This is a genomic window from Aliidiomarina shirensis, assembly GCF_003987345.1.
In the GTDB taxonomy this organism is placed as follows: Bacteria; Pseudomonadota; Gammaproteobacteria; order Enterobacterales; family Alteromonadaceae; genus Aliidiomarina; species Aliidiomarina shirensis.
Map to the genome: position 1 here is coordinate 104,898 of NZ_PIPP01000005.1, position 15,087 is coordinate 119,984.

Below are 15,087 nucleotides of genomic sequence, written 5' to 3' on the forward strand. Positions count from 1 at the left end.
AAGATGAGCTAAACAACGAATGAGTGACGAATTATACCAGCGCCAGCGTCAGCAGCTGCTCCAGCATCCGTTAATGAGTTGGCCTGGGCTTGGCGCCTGGAGTTTTTATTTTTTATTAAAAGTTGCTCTAGTAAGTATGAACATGATCGGGTTCGATTTGTTATTGAACCTTACACTGTTTGTATTTTTAATCATTCCAGCTGGCCCACTTTGGCTCAAAATTCTACGGCAAGTAATTGCCATACCTGCCGCGGTAGCGCTCATTTATACCGAGAGCTTTTTGCCTCCGTTTGAGCGTTTGATCAGTCAATGGGATTTGGTGTCGAGCTTTAGCGCCATGTATTTATTAGAGTTGGTTACGCGAGCGGTACCAATTCAATCGATTGCCGCACTGCTTGTAGCTTGGATTTTGTATTTATACCTAGCCAAAATTTTGCGCATGACAACTGTAGTGTTGGTAGCCATGCTCGCCTTCCCGCTTTGGCAGCTCGATACGGCCCCACAACCCAACGTACAAACTGCTCAGGCGGCACAAGTAGCTTTTTCAACGAATCCAGAGCAACGGCTCGCAACCAGTAACCCAGATTCAACACTTGCTTCGTTTTATGAACAACAAGCCGATCAACAATTAAGTGTATCAGTTCGTTCACAGCCGAATTTCGATATCTTGATGATTAATATCTGTTCCGTTTCTTGGGCAGATTTAGAGCAATTTGAGTTAGTTGATCATCCAGTATTACAGCAAGCTGATATTCTTCTAAGTAACTTCTACACGGGTAGCTCATATTCTGGGCCCGCAACATTGCGCCTACTGCAAGCTAGTTGCGGCCACTCACCCCATAGCGAAATATTTAATGCGCCCGCCGAGTGCAAAATTGGCGAGCAGCTCGCAGGAGTTGGCTATAGCCGCGAAATTTTGATGAATCACAGTGGTGCATTTGATAACTACTTATCTCAAATTCGTAACTCTGGTGGAATGGGCGATGCACCTTTCGTAAATCCTGAACAATTCTCCCAAATTATGATGGGCTTCGATCAATCTCCCATATATTCAGATGCGGAGGTGTTGAACTACTGGTTAGAAGAAGAAGCCTCGCAACCTAAATTCAGCTTCTACAACACAACCAGCTTGCATGATGGCAATCGCATGCCCGGCTTTCGCGGCAACAGTAGTAATAGTTACCGAACACGCTTATTGAATTTACTAGATGATTTGAATCAATTATTCGAGGATATTGCCGCGAGCGAGCGGCAAGTATTAGTTGTGATAGTGCCTGAGCATGGCGCCGGACTGGCTGGTGATCAGTTTCAGCTGCCGGGGATGCGCGAAATCCCAACGCCAGCTCTCACCCACGTTCCAGTGCTCATTAGATTATTTGGCCCAGGCATTAATGAACAACGCAGCTCAATGATATCTGTTTCTAAAAGCACTTCGCCAATAGCAATAACAAGTGCCATTTATCAGATTATTGAGCAAAACCCTTTTTCGGGCGGTAGTTATGCACCGCAACGCGTAGCAGATAACCTACCCGAAACGCGGCCGGTACTGGAAAACGATCGGGTGATAATGATGGAATATGAAGGGCAATTTATACTGCAGATTAATAACGGAGAATGGCGGCCTTATAATCGTTAAATTATAAAGCCGCTAACGTCTGTAAGTTCAGCGTCTATTAGTTCAACGTTTTCAGGTAATCATCATAACTACCCGAGAAATCACGTAAACCGTTATCGGTAATCTCGATAATACGCGTAGCTAGCGATGAAACAAACTCACGATCGTGGCTTACAAAAATCAAAGTGCCCACATATTTTTCTAACGCTAAGTTCAATGATTCAATTGATTCCATGTCCAAGTGGTTGGTTGGTTCATCCATCACCAATATATTCGGGCGCTGAAGAATTAGCTTACCGAAAATCATCCGCCCTTTTTCACCACCCGAAAGAATGCTAACGGGCTTTGCAATATCGTCTTGTGAAAACAGCATGCGGCCAAGAACACCGCGAACCGATTGCTCGTCATCCGAAGGTTTCTTCCACTGCATCATCCAATCGAGCACATTCATTTTGCTTTTGAACATGTGCGCGTGATCTTGCGCGTAATAGCCGATATTGGCGTTTTCTGACCATTTCACGATGCCGGAATCAGGCGTGTAATCGCCCATCAAACACTTCAACAGTGTTGATTTACCAATACCATTCGCACCCAAAATAGCTACTTTCTCGCCTACTTCGATTACACTCGAAAGCCCTTTTAGTACGTGGTTATCATCAAAGCTTTTCTTCACATCGGTTAACTCTAATGCCAAACGGTAAAGCTGCTTATCCTGATCAAAGCGAATAAACGGATTTACGCGGCTTGAGGCTTTTACCTCTGAAAGCTGAATCTTCTCAATTTGCTTTGCTCGCGAAGTAGCTTGTTTTGCCTTTGAAGCATTTGCAGAGAATCGGCTTACGAAACTTTGTAGCTCAGCAATTTTATCTTTTTTCTTGGCGTTATCAGAAAGCAATTGTTCGCGCGCCTGAGTGGCCGCAAACATATATTGATCATAGTTACCCGGGTATACCCGTAACTCGCCGTAATCAATATCGGCCATGTGCGAGCAAACGCTATTCAAGAAATGGCGATCGTGCGAAATAATAATCATGGTGCACTGACGCTGATTCAATACATCTTCGAGCCAACGAATGGTATTGATATCAAGGTTGTTGGTAGGCTCGTCAAGTAGCATGATATCGGGTTCTGCAAACAATACCTGCGTTAACAAAACCCGTAATTTCATGCCCGGCGCAATTTCCGACATCAAGCCCCAATGTTGATCTTCTGGAATACCAACACCTAATAACAACTCACCAGCACGAGATTCTGCGGTGTAGCCATCAAGTTCAGCAAACTGCACTTCTAAATCAGCAACGCGCATGCCATCTTCATCGCTCATTTCCGGGTTGCTGTAAATCCGATCGCGCTCAACTTTCACATTCCAGAGATCTTCGTGGCCCATCAGCACGGTATCAATCACCGAAAAATCTTCGTAAGCAAATTGATCCTGGCGTAATTTACCCACGCGCATGTTTGGCTCAACCGAAATATTCCCGGCAGAGGGCTCGAGCTCGCCACTTAGAATACGCATAAAAGTAGATTTGCCACAGCCATTCGCGCCAATTAACCCGTAACGGTTACCTTGGCCAAATTTCACGGAAATATTTTCGAAAAGCGGTTTTGCACCAAATTGCATGGTGATGTTTGCAGCAGAAATCACGTATTGAGTATCCAAAAAACAACGAAAAATGGAATGTGGTGGCCATCTAGGTGCTAACGTGAACGCCAGCTTTTACCGAGGGGAACGCACAAAATTTGAGCGCAGTAATGTACTCTTTTTAGCGTAATTAAGCAAGGTGAAAGGGCTCGCAGTACTGAAGTTAATTACCGCGAGTACAATCACCAACCAACACGAGATCATACGCGCGGTGATTAACCACTGCGTATTGTATTGCGGCCTGCATCCTTAGCTTCGTATAACGCTTTATCCGCGCGCACCATCAAGTTCTGATAATCGAATGCATCATCGATCTCAGCGATACCAATACTCGCGGTAACGTGAATGCCTTCGCTAATATCAGCAAAATCGGTACGGTCGATAGCTTGCCGAATACGTTCACAAATAGCTTTCGATTCAGCACAATTAGCACCTGGGAACACGATTGCGAATTCTTCACCGCCCCAGCGCGCAACATAATCAACTTCGCGTACAGCATTCACCAAAACTTGCGCAATCTTCTGCAGCACGCGGTCGCCCGCCTCATGAAGATGTTTATCATTAATTTGTTTAAAATGATCTAAATCAAGCACAGCTAAACTCAATTTAGCGCCGTTTCGCAAACTACGCTTGGCTTCAAGCTGTAATCGCTGATCAAATGCACGGCGATTAGGTAAGCCTGTGAGCGCATCTTCATTCGCCAGCGCTTCAAGGGCAGCCGTTTTCTCATCAACTAGGCGTTCAAGCCGTTCTTGGTTTTTCTGCAAGCTACGCACGCGGTACCATACCAAAGCCGCCATCGCAGCCCCTACGAACAGCCAAAACCACCAAGTTTGGTAATAGTGCGGGGCTTTACTAAAACTAATATCCACACTATCCGACCACGTGCCACCTGGGTAACGACTGCGCACTGAGAAAGTAAATTCGCCCGGCGGCAAACTAGTGTATTCCGCTACTCTTAAGCTGCCCCGCGGAATCCACTCATCGTCAAAACCTTGGAGTTTCACTTGATACTGAATATGTGCAGCCATGCGATAGCCCAAGCCAATGTATTGAAACTCTATGCGATCGTCGTCGGCCGCTAAAGTAGCCCCAGGTTCGAACGAGCCGGCGTTTGATCGCACGCTTTCAATTACTAACGGGGGTGGATTAAGCCCATGGTTACCAAAATCTTCTGGTGCAACAACCGCTACGCCCTCAGCGCTGCCAAACCAAATGTGGCCATCACCATCAACTACAGATGAAGGCCCACCCGTGTTGATCTGGCTACTCGCCATCCCATCGGATTCGACATACTGCGTGGTTGTCACAGTTGCATTAGGGTTCGCAAGCCAATTAGCAACACTTTCACGGTTTACCCGGGTAATTCCTCGGCTACTGCCAAGCCAAAGATTCTCTTCAATATCGAATGCCAGAGAAAAATACTTATCTAACGGCATACCATTTCTGCGGCTTAACCAGTGCCAACATGAAGGGCTAGACGCACCGTTATGTTCCATCGATTCAGAGGAAGAACTAGAAGTTCCACAATCGGCAGGTGAATACACCAAAATGCCGCGGTCGGTGGCGAACCACATTTGCTCTTTAAATGCTACAGCCGCAAAAGTATTGCGCGCCAAGGTTATGTTATCAAGATCGATAGCCTCAATGCGCCAATCTTCAACGGAATCATAAACACCATTCGTATGAACTTTCGAAATACCGGCCGTCGAAGCTGCCCATAAATCGCCATTCGCATCGAGCGCCAAGCCGGTTACTGTTGGATCGATTAAGCCATCATCCACAGTGAAAGTTTTTACGTATGTTAATTCACCCGGCGCAGCATGCACGATAACGAGGCCAATCGGCGTGCCCAAAGCAATAAGTTCCGAGTCTGGTAAGGTTTTAATAGCACGAACTTCGGCAAGCGGCATACCGTTGGCGCGGCCGAATTTTGCCGTAATTTCATCATCAATAACTTGAATCAATCCAAGCGTATATGAGCCCACATAATAGGTGTTGGTTTCCGCATCTTCACCAAACGATAATACTGAAATATCTTTCAGCTCCTCAGAAACAGGTGCTAAACCCATACTTTCAAAGCGACTAACACCTTCGTTAGTTCCGACCCATAATCGTTGCTGCTGATCCGCCATAACCGCACGTACATAATTACCAACCAAACCTTGTGTGCGCGTAAAGCTAGTGAACAACGCATCACGCAATTGCACTAAGCCACCGTGAGTAGAAACCCACATGTTATCTTCGCGGTCTTTAAAAATATCCAGTACATGAGGGTTGGGTAAACCATGCTCAACTGAGAGGATACTAATGCCGGAATCGCTAATACGCCCAAGGCCATGGGTTAAGGTTCCGAACCAAACCGCTTGATTTGGGCCCTCAGCTAAGCTCGTTATCGTACCTTCTATCGGCATTGGCCATGGCTTAAACTCGGTTTCGGGTTCACTTTGGTAAAACAAGCCGTCGTCACTTGCTGCTAACAACATTCCGTTGGAATGCTGCAACACAGCCCGAACTTGGCTTCCGCTCACCGATGGAATTGCTTCAAAATCATCCGTTTCCGGCTTGTAACGGGCCAAGCCCGTGTTAGTGCCAACCCATATCTGACGTTCACGATTCGCTACCGGATCGGCCTCGTAAATGTGATAAGCAAAGCCACTCGGTAAGCCCTCAGCTTGTTGATAACGATGCATATTCCCTTCGGTATCGTAGCGCACAAAGCCCGCACCTGAAGCTGCGGCCCACACGTTCTGCTCGTGGTCGATCAGTACTCGAAATACGAATGAGGGTGCTGGCGGCAACGCTTGCCAATTTTCACCATTGTACTTCGACACGCCACCACGGGGGCCGCTAATGTAAACTTCATTCGTTTGCGGGTTAAGACCAATACCAACAACCCCCAATTCGGGTACTTTTAATTCATCAAGATTATCAAACACCGTAAAATCGCGGCCGTTAAAACGCACTGGGCCTTCCCATGTGCCAAGCCACAAATAACCATCGTTTGTTTGGGTAATACCGTTTATTGAGTTGTGCGGGAGCCCATCGCGGGTGTTCCAATGGCTCAAAGCATACTGTGAAAGTGGTTTACTATTTCTGGAGAACGATTTCAGTTCGTTTTCAGAGCTTTCGGCGGAAACGCTTGAACGGGCTGCTCTGTTCTCAGCAGCGTGCGCCGACGGAACACTGCTAGCCCCCAGCAAGCTGAGAAAAATTATCGCTTCAAATAACCCGAATTTATACATGTGATTCTTACTTGGTTTAGTGCACCACATCTGTATTCTTCCTTAAATACAGCCTTCACTTTCAACGACATATCACCTATTCGTTAAAATGACGGGGTTTCGTGTACAACACTCACTATTCATCTTTTACGCCCGCTGCATCGGGCACTGTAAGCACTAACGTTACGCGCCGGTTTTGGCTGCGCCCTTCAGCACTGGCATTATCTGCAATAGGTTGGCTTTGTGCGTAACCAATGGCGCGTAAACGCTCGCTTGCCACCCCTTCAGAGATTAAATATCGTACAACAAAAGTAGCGCGTGCTGAAGATAATTCCCAGTTACTCGGGAATTTCGGCGTATTGATAGGTACGCTATCGGTATGCCCTTCAACACTAATGTTGTAATCACTCTGGTTTAACATATCTACGATTGGTTCCATTACTTTATCGGCAGAGTTACCAATAAATTCAGCTTCGCCGCTACGAAAAAGAATTTGATCATTTAAACGAATATTCAAAGACCCCGGGCTACTGGATATATCGACCATATCACCCAGGCCTGCTGCGGAAAATTCACTGTTTAAATTATTACCAATACTCAGCAATTCATCGTCAGTAGTGGTTTGTAGATCAATGCCTAAAACATGCAAAATTGCATTTGCTCGCCTTAGCTCCTCTCGCTCTGCAGGTGACCCACTGAAATCGGCGTTCGCCAAAAGTACAACAAATAGAATCAACAATAATGTAATGATGTCCATGTAAGTGGTAACCCACTCTTCATCTTCTTGCGGTGGCGTATCATCAATGCCCGCAAAATTTTGCCGCCGAATCGTTGCGGCTGAATCATAGGATTCTTTTTTCAACGCCGACGATTGGGCTGCTAAGGCGCTTTTCGAAGCAAATCTCATGCAAATGGACTCTTTTTCGGTGAATCTTTATCATCTTTCGGTTTTGGCTTATCGGCACCGCTATGCCCATTTTTACCATTACCGGAAATATTTAATTCATCTTCCACATGCGCAAAAAAGGTGGATAGATATTCTCGAATGTAGCTTGGATTCCGGCCTTTCGCGATCAACATTACGCCTTCACGAATCATGTTCATGAGTTGAACCCTACGCTCAGTGCGGCGCTCAAATTTAATCGCGATAGGCTTGAAAAATAAGTTTGCTAAAGCAACACCATACAAAGTAGTTAGTAAGGCGAAGGCCATATCAGAGCCGATTTGCGCCATATTACTTTCACCCATGCCTTGCAACATGTTAACCAAGCCTACCAACGTACCTAACATACCGAATGCCGGGGCAAACATAGCCATGGTGCGATAAATTTGGGCTTCCGCCTTTTCCCGAATTTTCATCTTTACGATACGCCACTCCAATAACTCCGACATGTCTTGGTGTGGCGTATTGTTAATTAACAACTCTAAGCCGGTACGCAAAAACGGATTTTTCACTTGCTCTAGTTGGTCTTCAACTTTGATCAAATTACCTTGTACTAACTGCCGCGCTACATTCACCAGTTCCTTTTGGTCGTCTTGTGCATAAAGCCGCTCGTTTCTTAAAACTATCCACAGTACTTTGAATACATTCACTACTTCACGTAGTGGGTAAGCCAATAGAGTGGCCGCAAAAGTGCCTCCTAAAACTACCGCTAAGCCGGGAATGTTTACAAAGCTCCACGCATCTTCTGAGGTGAAAAAAATGGCTGAAAACACAATAGCCATTCCTGATAGCATGCCAATTAACGTAGATAAATTCATGGAATTCCGTGTTGTAAAGGTTGTTGTGAAGGTGAAATTACCGAAGGCTGTATATTGAATGAATAGTAACGAACTTAGCACTTCCTCGTAGTGATGCAAATCAAACCAGAACATGTTTTTAACAAAACTTGCTAGATACGCACGGGTTGTATGTTTGCTATACTAGCGAATATCTCAAATTTCAGGCCAAAGGCCTTGATTTCAGTACTTTGCCCCAAGATTTGACCAAGGAATTTTAATGACTTCAGCTTTTACCACATTGCCGCTAGCAGCTCCTTTACTCACCACGCTTGATGAGCTTAACTACAAAGAAACCACGCCCGTTCAAGCGCAGGCTTTGCCACACGTTCTAGCCGGTAAAGATGTGATTGTGCAAGCACGCACAGGTTCCGGGAAAACTGCAGCCTTTGCCCTTGGCTTACTGCAAAAACTCAACGTTCAGCGTTTCCGAATTCAGAGCTTAGTGTTATGTCCCACGCGCGAACTGGCCGATCAGGTAGCGGAAGAGATACGCACTATCGGCCGAGGTATGCACAATATAAAAGTGCTAACGCTTTGTGGTGGAGTGCCGCAGCGCGCTCAAATTATCTCGCTAGAACACGGGGCGCATATCATCGTTGGCACCCCGGGCCGAATTCTTGATCATTTAAATAATCATCGCATCGATTTTTCTGAACTCACTACTTTGGTACTTGATGAAGCCGATCGAATGCTCGAAATGGGTTTTCAAGACGATTTAAAGGCCATCACCAAAGCAACACCAAGTGCCCGGCAAACGCTATTGTTTAGTGCCACCTACCCGCCGCAAATCGAACAGCTGGCAGCAGGGCTACTGAAAACACCGGAAACCATTATCGTGGCCGATGCCCCAGAGCAAAGCACCATTCGGCAAGTATTCTATAGTTTGAATGGCGTGCCACGCGATAACGCAGTAAAGCGCCTACTACAAGAATACCAACCCGCAAGTTGCGTTGTGTTTTGTAATACAAAGCGTGCTACTCAAGCTATGGCTGATAGCTTACGGGCCCAAGGGTACAGTGCACTCGCGTTACATGGCGATTTGGAGCAAAAAGATCGCGATCAAACCTTAGTGCAATTTAATAACCGCAGCGCAAGGGTACTCGTTGCAACCGATGTGGCCGCACGCGGCCTTGATATTACCGATCTTGATTTGGTGCTGAACTCTGAAATCGCTCACGATACCGATACCCATGTGCACCGGATTGGTCGCACCGGTCGAGCCGGTGCTGAAGGCTTAGCCGTTACATTAGTGGGTGAAGGCGAAGAACATGGCTTGAGCCTTATTGAAGATCTACTTGCAAAACAAAATCAACAATACCGTATTGAATTGCAGCCTTTGCCGGAGCAAAAATTATTAACCCGCCCGCCGCTCGAAGCAGCCATGGTTACCATCCAAATACTGGGTGGGAAAAAGCATAAATTGCGCCCTGGTGATATTGTAGGTGCGCTTACTAAAGATGATCAGGTACCCTTTAGTGAGATTGGTAAAATTCAAGTGCAAGCGGCTTGGAGCTATGTAGCCGTTACCCCCGGCAAAGAACGAGTAGCTCTGCATATATTTAATAATAATCGTCTGAAAGGTCGTAGTTTCCGAGCCTTTCGAGTACGTTAAATAACAATGTTAGCAGTCTAGCGATAAGGGAGAAATCATGAAATTGTATGAAATGGCAGTGGCACCAAATCCTCGAAGAGTGCGCATGTTTCTTGCTGAAAAAGGCTTGCTCGATAAAGTTGAGCGAGTAGAAATGGATTTACAAAAAGGCGATAACCTCAAGCCCGATTTCGTTGCCAAGAACCCGATGAAAAAAGTACCGGTGTTAGAAACCGACGACGGTGTTTGTATTTCTGAAACCATGGCGATTTGCCGTTATATCGAAGAATCGCATCCAGAAACACAAAGCCTTTTGGGCGATACGGCGCTGGAAAAAGCACTTATTGAACAGTGGCTGCGTTGGATAGATTTCTACTTGTTTATTCCTACTGGCATGAGTTTCCAGCACGGTAGCGGCTATTTTAACGATCGTATGAATTGTATTAAGGAATGGGCGGAAGATTGCCATGGCAAAGTTATTGAGTTTTTCGACTTTTTAGAAACGCATTTTGCCGACAATGAGTTCGTTTGCTGCAAGCGCTTCACGGCAGCCGATATTAACGCTTATACCACGGTGCAATTTGGCAAAACGATAGGTATTCGTGTTGGTGATGATCGTCCTAATTTAAAAGCGTGGCATGATCGTATTCATGCTCGTGAGAGTGCGAAAGTTTAAACGCCGTTAAACTGCTGTTTATGGATTATGGTGTTGTACTGCGAAACTAAGTTGAGCGTTCAACCCATAATCCTATTTACCCGATGCTCCCATTTACCAAGTGATCCAAAGCAACGAGGCGACCGAAACAATTAGCCAGAGTACGATTGCTAACAACATCGGCTTGAATCCGGCATTGCGAATGGTGCTAAGCGACATTGAAGCACCTACCAAATACAAACATACCACCAGTAAACGTTTCGCCCATGTAAACAACTCGGTATAGATGACCTCGCCCTGAGGAAGTAAGTTGGCAATCACTATCGCTAACACATAGAAGATTATGAAGGTAGGTATCAACTGCACCTTCGGCTTGGATTCCGAAACGGCTTCTACATTACTGACGGCTGAACCTTTTAATGCCCTTCTCTGCTGAATGCGTTGATACACAAATGCCGAAAATACTGCCACTGGCGCAATCGCAAGCGCGCGCAATAGTTTTACAGAGGTAGCAACCTCCAAAGAATCACTGCTGTATACCTCCGCGGCACCAACCACCGAAGAAGTATCGTGAATCGCAACCGCTGCCCAAATGCCAAACTCTTGTGGGGTCATGGCAAGCCAATGGCCAACCATCGGAAATATTATTAAACCCACAGCGTTTAAAACGAATACACACCCCAAGGCTACGGCAATTTGATCTGGCCGTGCTTGAATAGTAGGGGCTACTGCCGCAACGGCACTACCGCCACAAATCGCCGTGCCCGCACCAATCAAGGTGCCCGTTTTTCGATCCATACTGAGTAAGCGTGAAAAACCAAGTGCTAGCACCAGGGTAAGCGTAATAAACACTACAATCATCGGCAAGCTGGTAAGTGCTGCTGATTTCGCAGCGGCAAAACTAACACCAAAACCCAGCCCAACAATAGAAATTGCCAATAGCTTTTTCACCAGCTTTGCGGGGCTGATTTGCGGTGGCACCCACTTAAGTAGAGCCATAGCTAAGCCAAGTACTAGTGCCAAAGATGATGAAATGAATGGGGTTAAGCAAAGCAGCCCAACAAACAGGAACATAATATGTTTCAAGGCAATAACTTGCATTCAAGCTCCGGTTGCGGTGGTGTTGCAAAAATAACAACTAAAATGATGAACATTAAAGAGGTGAAAACGTAACCTGCACGGGAATTCCGTTTTCGCTACTAAAAGCCATAGTAATCGTAAGCGCCGACGTTTGTTCAAACCATACCCGTACCGAACAGTTTGCGCGAATTCGGCCAGTAATGAATTGGTTACCGAGTAACTCACCATTGCAACCTTCGGCGCGCACAAGCACCCAACCTTCGGCAGGTGTTAACACTAACGTTGCTCTTTCTCCTTCGAATACACTGACTGATGCTGGGCTAATCTCGCCCTCACCGTAACGTACCGTGGAAACCACATATTCTTCGCCATCAATCTGCTCTATGGCGCAACCGCTGAGGAACAAGATAGCAATGAACAATAGTTTTAATGGCATTTTTACGCCCTAGATTTATGGCTGTTAAACGTACGTTTAGACCTAACTTTGATTGCCGGCGAAACGAATTCTCTGAATTTAGCAAGTTTCCATTGAAAGCGCCAAGAACTTAGGAAAAATCATCCTGAGCTTGCCGAAATGTATTTGCTCACGCATACTCCAGATTATTCAGCTTGAGGATATTCCCCATGAAAAACTCATTGTTCATCGGCACGTTGGTTGCCTTCGCTAGCTTTTCAGCTCATGCAGATTTACCGTGCAAAGAATCACGCAGCGTTGATTTGGCGTTAAACGCAGAAACATTAAATATGTTAGAAGTGGCTATTGGTGCTGGTACTTTAGATATCGCTGGCAACGACCACGATAGCCCATCTCTCGAGATTCGCATGTGCGCCTCTTCCCAAGACCGTTTAGATCGAATGGCAGCAACAAGTTCTCAGCGAGGGAACACCGCAGTTCTTGATTTAGAAACCGGTGGAAGAAGTAATTCTTTTCGTGCGGGATTGTTTCGTAGCGCAAATTACGGCTACTTTAATATTAGCGGATCTATCCCCGCAAGCTGGGGAATGATGCTTGAGGTAGGTTCCGGTAGCGCTGATATCGAACATATTAATTCACTTCGGGCAACGGTTGGCAGCGGTACAATTAATGCAGAACATATTGCCGGACACGCTCTAGTGCATATTGGCAGTGGTGAAGTTTCGCTGGAACATGCGCACAACATCGAGATAAGCACGATCGGTTCGGGCGATTTTAGCGCAGAACACATTGCGGGTGCGGTTACGGTAGGCAGTATCGGTTCTGGTTCGGTTGAGCTGGATAAGATCACCGGTGGCGTTACCGTAAGCACTATTGGCTCAGGTAACTTAGATATAGATGACGCTGGCGATGATATTCGGATTGGTAATTTAGGATCTGGACGAGTGGTTGTGCGAAATATAGATGGCGATGTGATCTTGCAAGCGAAAGGTTCAGGCTCAGTGCGCACCCACGATGTAAGTGGCAAGGTAAGTATTCCAGATTAATGATGGCTCAGAACTACTCGCGCAGCATAATTCTAATGATAATAAAAACTAGGAGCATAACTTGCGCCCTTTCTCAATAACATTGCCAGTAACCATACTAGCAGCTTGTTTTGGCTTATGGGGCTGTTCCCCTGCCGAGCAAGCCGCTCCAGAACCTAGCTCTGAAACGGCCTCGGCAAATACCGACATAGAGAACCATTCACGCATAGAAACGCCCACTATCGATGAGCACAGCTTTGCGAACAGCAATGAAGTGCGTACCCCGCATTTACATCTAAATTTGGCTGTTGATTTCGATGCAAAAGTGCTATCCGGCTATGTTGAATTTGAGCTTGAGTATCTGAATGAAAACGCCAATACGCTTGTGCTTGATACTGAAATGCTCAATATTGCTCGTGCCGAAGCGTATACCAATGGCGAGTGGGCGCATACGGAGTTCACTCTCGGCGAGCGCGATGTGATTCTTGGAACGCCGCTTTCAGTAACGCTACCCGTTGGCGCCGAGAAAGTTCGTGTACATTATTCTTCGTCACCTGAAGCTACCGGCCTTGATTGGGTTGCGCCTGAGGGCACTGCCGGCGGTGAATATCCATTTTTATATAGCCAATCACAGCCGCATTATGCGCGTACTTGGATTCCTATCCAAGATACACCTACCGAGCGTTTAACCTTTTCCGCCGAACTTCGCACGCCACCAGAACTCATTGGTTTAATGGGGGCAAACAACCCACCGAACCCCGAAAGAACAGGGGTATATCAATTCGAAAGTCGGCAGAAAATACCTTCTTACTTGATGGCCATAGCGGTTGGTGATTTAGAATTTCATGCCTTAAATGAACGTATGGCGATATATGCAGAACCCTCAATATTGCAATCAGCCGTGGCAGAGTTTGGTTACACCACAGATATGATGGACGTAACCGAGGAGCTGTTCGGCCCGTTTGCTTGGGATCGTTACGACCAATTAGTGCTACCACCAAGCTTCCCATTTGGCGGCATGGAAAACCCACAGTTGGCATTTTTAACGCCTACCGTAATTGCCGGTGATCAGAGCCTCGTTAGCTTGATTGCCCACGAGCTCGCGCACTCTTGGTCTGGTAACTTGGTCACCAATGCTACGTGGCGTGATTTGTGGCTGAATGAAGGTTTCACCTCATATGTTGAAAACCGCATTATGGAAGCTGTGTATGGGGAAGAGCGCGCGCTCATGGAGCGTATGCTCGATGCACAATCGCTTGATGCCGCACTGCCGAGTTTATCTGAGCGCCAGCAAGTGCTACACATTGAGCTTGCGCAGCGAGATCCTGATTCAAGCTTTACCGCCGTACCCTACACCAAAGCACAGCAGTTTTTGTTTTTTTTAGAAGATCGCTTTGGTCGTGAAACATTTGATGCCTTTGTACGTCAGTATTTCGCTGATTTCGCTTTCCAGAGTTTAACCACAGAACAATTCCAAGATTATATGGAGCGCGAGCTGGTGCAGCCTAATCCGGGTAAGGTGTCTCGTACTGAAATCATGCAGTGGCTGTATGCACCAGGGTTGCCGGATAATTCACCACGCCCCGAAGTTGCTGCCTTTGAACGTGTAGCCGAAGCTCAAGCGCGCTGGTTTGCTGGGGAGCCTATTGATATTCGTGCATGGAGTATCCATGAGCGTTTGTATTTCTTAACAAACTTACCAGAAGATGTGAGCCACGCGCAGCTCGAGCGCATGGATAAAGAGTTCCATCTAACCAACACGCAAAACAACTCAGTGCTCTCACATTGGCTGGTGATTGCGATTCAGCATGATTATCAGCCCGCGATGCCTCGGGTTGAAGAAATGCTTACCAGTATGGGTCGATTAGCGTATATCCGCTCAGTATATGCGGCACTTGCCGCTACCCCAGAAGGGCTAGAAAAAGCGCGGCAGATATATGTAAAAGCTAAACCGGGCTATCACGTACTAACCCGCGATCAAATAGAAGATGTATTGGGGCTTTAAGCCAAGCGTTTAATGCTTGACCTAGGCTAATTGTGCCTAGGTCAAGCTGCTTC

General features: G+C 46.4%; 11 protein-coding genes. 5 read left to right on the plus strand and 6 right to left on the minus strand.

Annotation, left to right across the window (positions count from 1 at the left end; all coding sequences use genetic code 11):
- Positions 1–19: 19 nt before the first annotated feature.
- Positions 20–1,636, plus strand: a complete 1,617-nt coding sequence (gene bcsG / locus CWE13_RS10570; RefSeq protein ID WP_126808456.1) for a cellulose biosynthesis protein BcsG — start codon at positions 20–22, stop codon at positions 1,634–1,636.
- Between the two features lie 37 nt (positions 1,637–1,673).
- On the opposite strand, the gene CWE13_RS10575 is transcribed toward bcsG, so the two are convergent.
- The 4 genes from CWE13_RS10575 to CWE13_RS10590 all read right to left on the minus strand — a co-directional run bounded on the left by CWE13_RS10575 (position 1,674) and on the right by CWE13_RS10590 (position 8,242).
- Positions 1,674–3,260: an ABC-F family ATPase gene (locus tag CWE13_RS10575; protein ID WP_126808458.1), complete on the minus strand. Its 1,587-nt coding sequence runs from the start codon at positions 3,258–3,260 to the stop codon at positions 1,674–1,676.
- A 212-nt stretch (positions 3,261–3,472) separates the two neighbouring features.
- Entirely contained in the window at positions 3,473–6,532 is a 3,060-nt protein-coding gene (locus tag CWE13_RS10580; protein WP_126808460.1) for a ligand-binding sensor domain-containing diguanylate cyclase, read from the minus strand.
- Between the two features lie 85 nt (positions 6,533–6,617).
- A complete protein-coding gene (locus tag CWE13_RS10585; protein WP_126808462.1) occupies positions 6,618–7,388 on the minus strand; it encodes an OmpA/MotB family protein in 771 nt (256 codons plus the stop codon).
- Entirely contained in the window at positions 7,385–8,242 is an 858-nt protein-coding gene (locus CWE13_RS10590; RefSeq protein ID WP_126808464.1) for a motility protein A, read from the minus strand. Before CWE13_RS10590 ends, CWE13_RS10585 begins: the two co-directional genes overlap by 4 nt.
- Before the next feature lie 238 nt (positions 8,243–8,480).
- On the opposite strand from CWE13_RS10590, the gene dbpA reads away from it, so the two are divergent.
- Positions 8,481–9,875: an ATP-dependent RNA helicase DbpA gene (gene dbpA / locus CWE13_RS10595; RefSeq protein WP_126808466.1), complete on the plus strand. Its 1,395-nt coding sequence runs from the start codon at positions 8,481–8,483 to the stop codon at positions 9,873–9,875.
- Positions 9,876–9,912: 37 nt separating this feature from the next.
- Positions 9,913–10,530: a glutathione S-transferase family protein gene (locus tag CWE13_RS10600; protein ID WP_126808467.1), complete on the plus strand. Its 618-nt coding sequence runs from the start codon at positions 9,913–9,915 to the stop codon at positions 10,528–10,530.
- Positions 10,531–10,623: 93 nt separating this feature from the next.
- Here CWE13_RS10600 and CWE13_RS10605 read toward each other — a convergent pair whose 3' ends face one another.
- The gene (locus CWE13_RS10605; RefSeq protein ID WP_126808469.1) at positions 10,624–11,610 is read right to left on the minus strand and encodes a YeiH family protein; all 987 of its coding nucleotides are present in this window, start codon (positions 11,608–11,610) and stop codon (positions 10,624–10,626) included.
- Between the two features lie 52 nt (positions 11,611–11,662).
- Complete coding sequence (locus CWE13_RS10610) at positions 11,663–12,025, minus strand: hypothetical protein (RefSeq protein ID WP_126808470.1); 363 nt, start codon at positions 12,023–12,025, stop codon at positions 11,663–11,665.
- A 188-nt stretch (positions 12,026–12,213) separates the two neighbouring features.
- Between CWE13_RS10610 and CWE13_RS10615 the strand changes: the two genes are divergently transcribed.
- A complete protein-coding gene (locus CWE13_RS10615) occupies positions 12,214–13,050 on the plus strand; it encodes a DUF4097 family beta strand repeat-containing protein (protein WP_126808472.1) in 837 nt (278 codons plus the stop codon).
- A 61-nt stretch (positions 13,051–13,111) separates the two neighbouring features.
- Entirely contained in the window at positions 13,112–15,034 is a 1,923-nt protein-coding gene (locus tag CWE13_RS10620) for a M1 family metallopeptidase (protein WP_126808474.1), read from the plus strand.
- The last annotated feature ends 53 nt before the right edge of the window (positions 15,035–15,087 follow it).

Coding starts and splice junctions, on each gene's coding strand:
- bcsG (WP_126808456.1), top strand. CDS start 20: ATGAGTGACGAATTATACCAGCGCCAGCGTCAGCAGCTGCTCCAGCAT.
- CWE13_RS10580 (WP_126808460.1), bottom strand. CDS start 6,532: ATGTGGTGCACTAAACCAAGTAAGAATCACATGTATAAATTCGGGTTA.
- CWE13_RS10585 (WP_126808462.1), bottom strand. CDS start 7,388: ATGAGATTTGCTTCGAAAAGCGCCTTAGCAGCCCAATCGTCGGCGTTG.
- CWE13_RS10590 (WP_126808464.1), bottom strand. CDS start 8,242: ATGAATTTATCTACGTTAATTGGCATGCTATCAGGAATGGCTATTGTG.
- dbpA (WP_126808466.1), top strand. CDS start 8,481: ATGACTTCAGCTTTTACCACATTGCCGCTAGCAGCTCCTTTACTCACC.
- CWE13_RS10600 (WP_126808467.1), top strand. CDS start 9,913: ATGAAATTGTATGAAATGGCAGTGGCACCAAATCCTCGAAGAGTGCGC.
- CWE13_RS10605 (WP_126808469.1), bottom strand. CDS start 11,610: ATGCAAGTTATTGCCTTGAAACATATTATGTTCCTGTTTGTTGGGCTG.
- CWE13_RS10610 (WP_126808470.1), bottom strand. CDS start 12,025: ATGCCATTAAAACTATTGTTCATTGCTATCTTGTTCCTCAGCGGTTGC.
- CWE13_RS10615 (WP_126808472.1), top strand. CDS start 12,214: ATGAAAAACTCATTGTTCATCGGCACGTTGGTTGCCTTCGCTAGCTTT.